At 72.6% G+C, this 6,117-nt stretch carries 5 protein-coding genes; 1 reads left to right on the top strand and 4 read right to left on the bottom strand.

Annotated features, from left to right (window positions below; translation table 11 throughout):
- Window positions 1–855: BRO family protein (locus tag AB0O00_RS26940; protein ID WP_363655971.1), on the top strand; the 855-nt coding region annotated here is incomplete at its 5' end.
- Window positions 856–912: 57 nt separating this feature from the next.
- Here AB0O00_RS26940 and AB0O00_RS26945 read toward each other — a convergent pair.
- From AB0O00_RS26945 to AB0O00_RS26960, 4 genes are all read right to left on the bottom strand, one after another.
- Complete coding sequence (locus tag AB0O00_RS26945) at window positions 913–2,238, bottom strand: MFS transporter (protein WP_363655973.1); 1,326 nt, start codon at window positions 2,236–2,238, stop codon at window positions 913–915.
- 73 nt (window positions 2,239–2,311) lie between these two features.
- Window positions 2,312–3,490, bottom strand: a complete 1,179-nt coding sequence (locus tag AB0O00_RS26950; RefSeq protein ID WP_363655975.1) for a M64 family metallopeptidase — start codon at window positions 3,488–3,490, stop codon at window positions 2,312–2,314.
- A 279-nt stretch (window positions 3,491–3,769) separates the two neighbouring features.
- Window positions 3,770–5,032: a benzoate/H(+) symporter BenE family transporter gene (locus AB0O00_RS26955; protein WP_363655977.1), complete on the bottom strand. Its 1,263-nt coding sequence runs from the start codon at window positions 5,030–5,032 to the stop codon at window positions 3,770–3,772.
- A 116-nt stretch (window positions 5,033–5,148) separates the two neighbouring features.
- Window positions 5,149–6,117: dihydrolipoamide acetyltransferase family protein (locus AB0O00_RS26960; protein WP_363655979.1), on the bottom strand; the 969-nt coding region annotated here is incomplete at its 5' end.

The raw sequence follows: 6,117 nt of genomic DNA on the forward strand, positions 1-6,117 counted from the left end.
CCCATGGACGACGCACAGGAAGAACAGATGGTGCTGGTCCGATCGAGCTTCCCGGTCACGGGCCAGCCGATCAGGGTGGTGATGATCGACGGGGAGCCGTGGTTCGTCACGGCGGACGTGTGCCGGATCCTCGGCCGGCACAATCCCGCCGGCGCTATCAAGGGCCTGGAAGCCCACCAGCACCGAACTGTCGACCTGCGAGCTGTAACCATCTCCCAAAGTTATGGTTTGGACGATTCCGCAGGTCAGAAAGTCTACCGGCGGGGCAATCCATTGCTTGGCGTTGTGAGCGAGGCAGGTCTCTACAGTCTCCTCATGAGGTCCGAGAAGCGCTCCGCCCGCCCGTTCAGGGAGTGGGTCACCGGCGAGCTCCTCCCTTCCATCCGCCGCGGGAACGCCGACATCCCCACCCAGCAGCGGCGAATGGCGGAGACCCTCACCGAGGCGATCGGCCAGCAGGTGCAGATCATCGCCGAGATCGACCACGAAGACTGGCCCGGTGTGGTCATCCACTCGGACGGGACGGTGCACTGCCGGCACGGGGAGATGGCTTTCCACATGCCGACACAGGAAGAGGACAGCGGCCCACCCTTCGGCGCCTACTACGCCTGCCCGTCCGTGGAACGGGTCGGGATCCGCGGCAGCCGGGTCATCCCGGGCTGCCCGAAGCTGAAACTGGTGGACCTGATCCGCCTACGGCGCGAAGCAACCGAACGCCCGCCGGAACCTGCGGCGCCTTCGCCTCAAGCACCCGTCATGCCGCCGGATGGCGCCCTGCTCTGCGTGATCGACCGGGTCCAACTCGTTGGGCGTCCGCCGGAGATCATCCAAGTCCTGCGGGGAATCGGGCTGTAACAGCGGGAGACCCTTGTTCCGAACAAGGGTCTCCCGCATCTCCGCAGGTCGGAAACCCTACGCACGAACCTTCCGCCGCAGCCGCAGGATCATCGCCGTCCCCACCGCCAGCGGGACGTACTGCCAGCAGAACGCCCACCGGAAGGCGTCGGCCGAGTACGTCTCCGCGCCGGCCGGGGCCAAGGTGTCGAGCAGGACGCCGATGCCGAACAGGGTGATCATCGTGCCGATGAACCCGCCCATGTTGACGATGCCGGAGGCCGTCCCGAGGCGCTCCACCGGGTTGCGGGCCCGGGCGTAGTCGAGGCCGACGAGCGAGGCCGGGCCGTTGCTGCCCATCACCAGGATGATCCCGACGAGCAGCCACACCGGCGGGTGGCCGCCCGGCCAGGCCAGGACCAGTGCCCAGCCGAGTGCGGTGGCGCCGATCACCGAGAACACGATCGGCATCCGGGCGCGCGGCGAGAAGGACAGCACCCGGCCGAACGCGAAGGCGCAGGTCATGTTGGAGAGCACGAGCAGGGTCAGCAGCCCGCCGGCCTCGGTGCGCGTCATGCCCTGGGCCTCGACCAGGTAGGGCAGGCCCCAGAGCAGGCCGAAGGCGTTGCCGGGGAACTGCGTGGTGAAGTGCACCCAGAGCCCGAGCCTGGTGCCCGGCTCCTGCCAGCACTCCCGTACCTGCTGCCCGACGTTCATCCGCGGCCGGTGCTGCTCCACCGGCGGCACGGCCACTGGCGGCTCCTTCAGGAACAGCGCGACCAGCGCGAACACCGCCACGCCCAGCAGCGCGATCGCCGCGAAGGTCGGCGTCCAGCCCTCGCTGTGGAGCACCGGGGCGAGCACCACGGTGGTGACCAGGTTGCCGCCCATCCCGACGAGGCCGGTCAGCTGCGCGACGAACGGGTTCTTCGCGGCCGGGAACCAGCGCGCGGCGATCCGCAGCACGCTGATGAAGGTCATCGCGTCCCCGCAGCCGAGCACCGCCCGGGAGGCGAGCGCGGGGGCGAACGAGGAGCTGAACGCGAAGGCCAGCTGCCCGGTGCTGAGCAGCAGGACGCCGAGCAGCAGCACCCGCCGCGGCCCGAACCGGTCGACCAGCAGCCCCACCGGGACCTGCATGGCCGCGTAGACCAGCACTTGGAGGATCGAGAAGGTGGAGAGCGCCGAGGCCCCGATCCCGAAGCGCTCGGCGGCGTCCAGCCCGGCCACGCCGAGGCTGGTGCGGTGGATCACCGCGAGGACGTAGACGCTGACGCCGACGGACCACGCCAGCCACGCGGCGCGACCGCCGGGCGGGGACACCAGGGCGGCCGGGGACGGGACGGAGGAGCGGGGAGCGGGGGCGGACAGGGGACGGACTGAACGGTCTGGCTCCACGGTCATAGTGGATCCAGGGTAGTCATCCCATCATTCGACGCCCAGCGTGGGGTACGACCGATCGCCCCGGGACCGGCACTCAGCCGGTGACCGTCCAGGACACCGACCGCGTCATGTACTTGTCCCGGAAGCCCTCGTCCCGCACCCAGTCCGTGGTGTCCCGGACGGTCGCCGTGACGGTGGCGGCGCGGCCCGCCGGGATGTTCAGCTGCGCGGTGTCCAGCCGCCCGCGGTTCGCCGCCTGCGGCTCCACCGGGACGCCGTCCACCGTCCAGTCCACCCGCAGCTGGCGCGTCCCGCTCAGCGGCAGCGGACGGACGTCCAGCTCGGGGCGGCCGCCGACCTCGCCCGGCGGCGGCGCCGGGGGGTCGGTCGGGCGGATCCGGCGGTACAGCTCCTCGATGATCGCCTCGCGCGACGGCAGGTTGTAGGCGCTGCCCAGGGTGCGCATCACCGAGTCCGGCGTCGGCCGGTAGAGGCCGTTGGCGCTGCGGTACGCCCCGACCGTCCCGGCGCCGTCCGGGGACTCGGCGCCGAGCCAGCGCCACCACTTGGACTGCTTCTTGCGCATGTCGTCGGCGTTGAGGGTGGAGAGGTTCGGGTAGTCGGCGTCGTCCGGGGCGGAGTCGTACTCGTCCCCGAGGTCCCCCACGGTGTGGCCGATCTCGTGCTGGATGATCCGCCCCGCGTCCGGGCTGCCGCCCGCCAGGGTGGTCACCCCGGTGCCCCCGGCGCCGCCGTACTCGCTCGAATTGGCCAGCGCTATCAGGTACTGCGGCCCGGCGCTGTCCCCCGCGTACCGGGCGGTGGCCGCCTCGTCCGCGCAGAGTAGCCGGGCGGTGCCCTCGCACCAGAAGTGCATGCCGAGCGGGGTCCCGGGGTTGCGGCCGCGGCTCTCGGTCTCGGCTATCCCGGAGACCGGGGAGACCACCTCGACCCGCCGTATGTTGAAGAACGCCTGGTAGCTGCGGAACGGTTCGATGTCCATCAGCGAGTGCCAGGCCCGGTCCGCCTGCTGCTGGAACAGGTCCTGCTCGGCCGCCGTGTAGCCGTCGCCGAGCAGCACCAGGGTGATCCGGTTGGCCGGGTCGCCGGTGCGGCGGATGTCGACGGTCGGGGCGGGCGCGGCGCCGCGCAGGTCGGCGCGCTGCGCCGTGTGCGGCGGCACCGCCCGGTCGACGGTGGCGCCCGGCCCGATCACGCCGAACGGCGAGGGGCCGACCAGCTCCAGGGCGGCCGGGAGTACGGCGGTGGACACCAGCACGAGCGCGGCCAGACTCCGAACGAGACGGCCAGGGTTGCCAGGCGGCATACGGGTGCGTCCTCGGGGCTCCGGTCACCCGGCGTCGCCCGGGTGGTGGAGCGGAGACGTACCCGGACCGGCGTGTCGCCCCCACTGGCGGACGAAAAAGTCACCGACCTGGCCGAACGATCCACATCGGACCAGTCATACCAACGAATTCCGCCCCTGCCCCGGCCCCGGCCTCCGCCCCAGCCTCCGCCCCTGCCCCGGCCCCGGCCCCAGCCCCAGCCCCTGTCACGACCTCCGCCCCGGCCTCCGCCCCGGGTTCAGCACGAGGTGCGTCCCGAGCCCGAACAGCAGCCCCCAGAACGCCGACCCGATCCCGAACAGGCTCATCCCCGACGCGCTCGCCAGGAACGTCACCACCGCCGCGTCCCGCCCCCGCTCCTCCGCGACGGCCGCCGCCAGGCTGCCCTGCAGCGACGCCAGCAGCGCGACCCCGGCGATCACCGCGATCAGCTCCTTCGGCAGCCCGGTGAACAGGCTCACCAGCACCCCGCCGAAGCTGCCCACCACCACGTACAGCGCCCCCGAGGACATCCCCGCGACGTAGCGCCGGCGCGGGTCCGGGTGGGCCTCGGGGCCCGAGCAGATCGCCGCCGTGATCGCCGCGAGGTTGACCCCGGGCGAACCGAACGGCGCCATCAGCAGCGACACCACGCCGGTCGACCCGATCAGCAGCCGGTCGTCCGCCCGGTACCCGAAGGCCCGCATCACCCCGAGGCCCGGCGCGTTCTGCGAGGCCAGGACGACGATCGTGAGCGGCAGCGCCAGCCCCACCGCGGCCGACCAGGAGAACGCCGGCACGGTCGGCACCGGCACCGTCGGCCCGCCCGAACCCACCCGCAGCGGCAGCCCGACCGTGACCGCCGCCAGCACCGCGCCCACCAGCAGCGCCACCGGCACGGCGTACCGCGGCGCGAACCGCTTGGCCAGCAGGAACGCCGCGAAGCTCCCCACCACCAGCACCGGCGCGCTGTGCACGGCCCCGAAGATCCCGGCGCCGAACGAGAACAGGATCCCCGCGAGCATCGCGTTGACGATCCCGACCGGCACCGCCGCGATCAGCCGCCCGAACCAGCCGGTCACCCCGAACAGCGTCACCACGACCGCACACACCACGTACGCCCCGACCGCCTCCCGGTACGGGTACGCCCCGAGGCTCGTCACCAGCAGCGCGGCGCCCGGCGTCGACCAGGCTGTGATCACCGGCGTCCGGGTCCACCAGCTCAGCAGGAACCCGCTCACCCCGCTGCCGACGCCCACCGCCCAGATCCACGACGCCGTGTGGGCCGCGTCCAGCCGCCCCGCCGAGGCCGCCGCGAGCACCACCACCAGCGGCCCCGAGAACGACACCGCGATGCACACCACTCCGGCCAGCAGCGCCGTCCCCGACGCGTCCCGCCGCAGCGACCGCCGCGCCCCGCTCCCGTCCCTGTCCCCGTCCTCGTTCCCGTCCGGCACCGTCCCCGGACGGACGGTCAGTTCATCCGTCATTCCGGCAGTATCCCGAAACAAGTCCCGGAAGACGTCCGAGAATTCGGGCACGACGAAGGGGCCCTCCTCCGCACTGCTGCGCGGAGGAGGGCCCCTTCGTCGGTCCTACCGGAGGATCAGCCCCAGGTGATCAGGCGCTTCGGCTGCTCCAGGAGCGCGGCCACGTCGGCCAGCACCTTGGAGCCCAGCTCCCCGTCCACCAGGCGGTGGTCGAAGGAGAGGGCCAGCGTGGTCACCTGACGCGGGACCACCTTGCCCTTGTGCACCCACGGCAGTTCCCGGACCGCGCCGAAGGCGAGGATCGCGGCCTCGCCCGGGTTGAGGATCGGGGTGCCGGTGTCGACGCCGAAGACGCCGACGTTGGTGATGGTGACCGTGCCGCCCTGCATGTCGGCCGGCGAGGTCTTGCCCTGGCGGGCGGTCTCGACCAGCTCGCCGAGCGACGTGGCCAGCCCGGAGAGGGTCTTGGCGCCGGCGTCCTTGATGTTGGGCACGATCAGGCCGCGCGGGGTGGCCGCGGCGATGCCGAGGTTCACCTGCCCCTTGATGACGATCTCCTGGGCCGCCTCGTCCCACTGCGCGTTGATCTCGGGGTGCCGCTTGATCGCGGTGAGCAGCGCCTTGGCGACGATCAGCAGCGGGCTGACCCGGACGTCCCTGCCCAGCTCGCCGCTCTCCTTGAGCCGGCGGACGAACTTCATCGTGCGGGTCACGTCGACCTGGACGAACTCGGTGACGTGCGGCGCGGTGAACGCCGAGGCCACCATGGCCTGCGCGGTGGCCTTGCGGACGCCCTTGATCGGCACCCGGACGTCGCCCGCGGCGGACACGACCGCCACCGCCTCGACCGGCGCGGCCGCGACGGGCTCGGCGACGGCGACCGCGGGAGCGGCCGGAGCCGCCGCGGCGGCGAGCGCCGACGCGTGGGCGTGCACGTCCTCGCGGGTGACGACGCCGTCCCGGCCGGTCGGGGTGACCGCGCGCAGGTCGATGCCGAGGTCCTTGGCCAGCTTGCGCACCGGCGGCTTGGCCAACGGCCGCTCCCCGGCGGGCTGTTCGGCCACGACGGGAGCCGCGACGGGAGC

It is taken from the genome of Kitasatospora sp. NPDC093558 (assembly GCF_040683475.1).
Taxonomy (GTDB): domain Bacteria; phylum Actinomycetota; class Actinomycetes; order Streptomycetales; family Streptomycetaceae; genus Kitasatospora.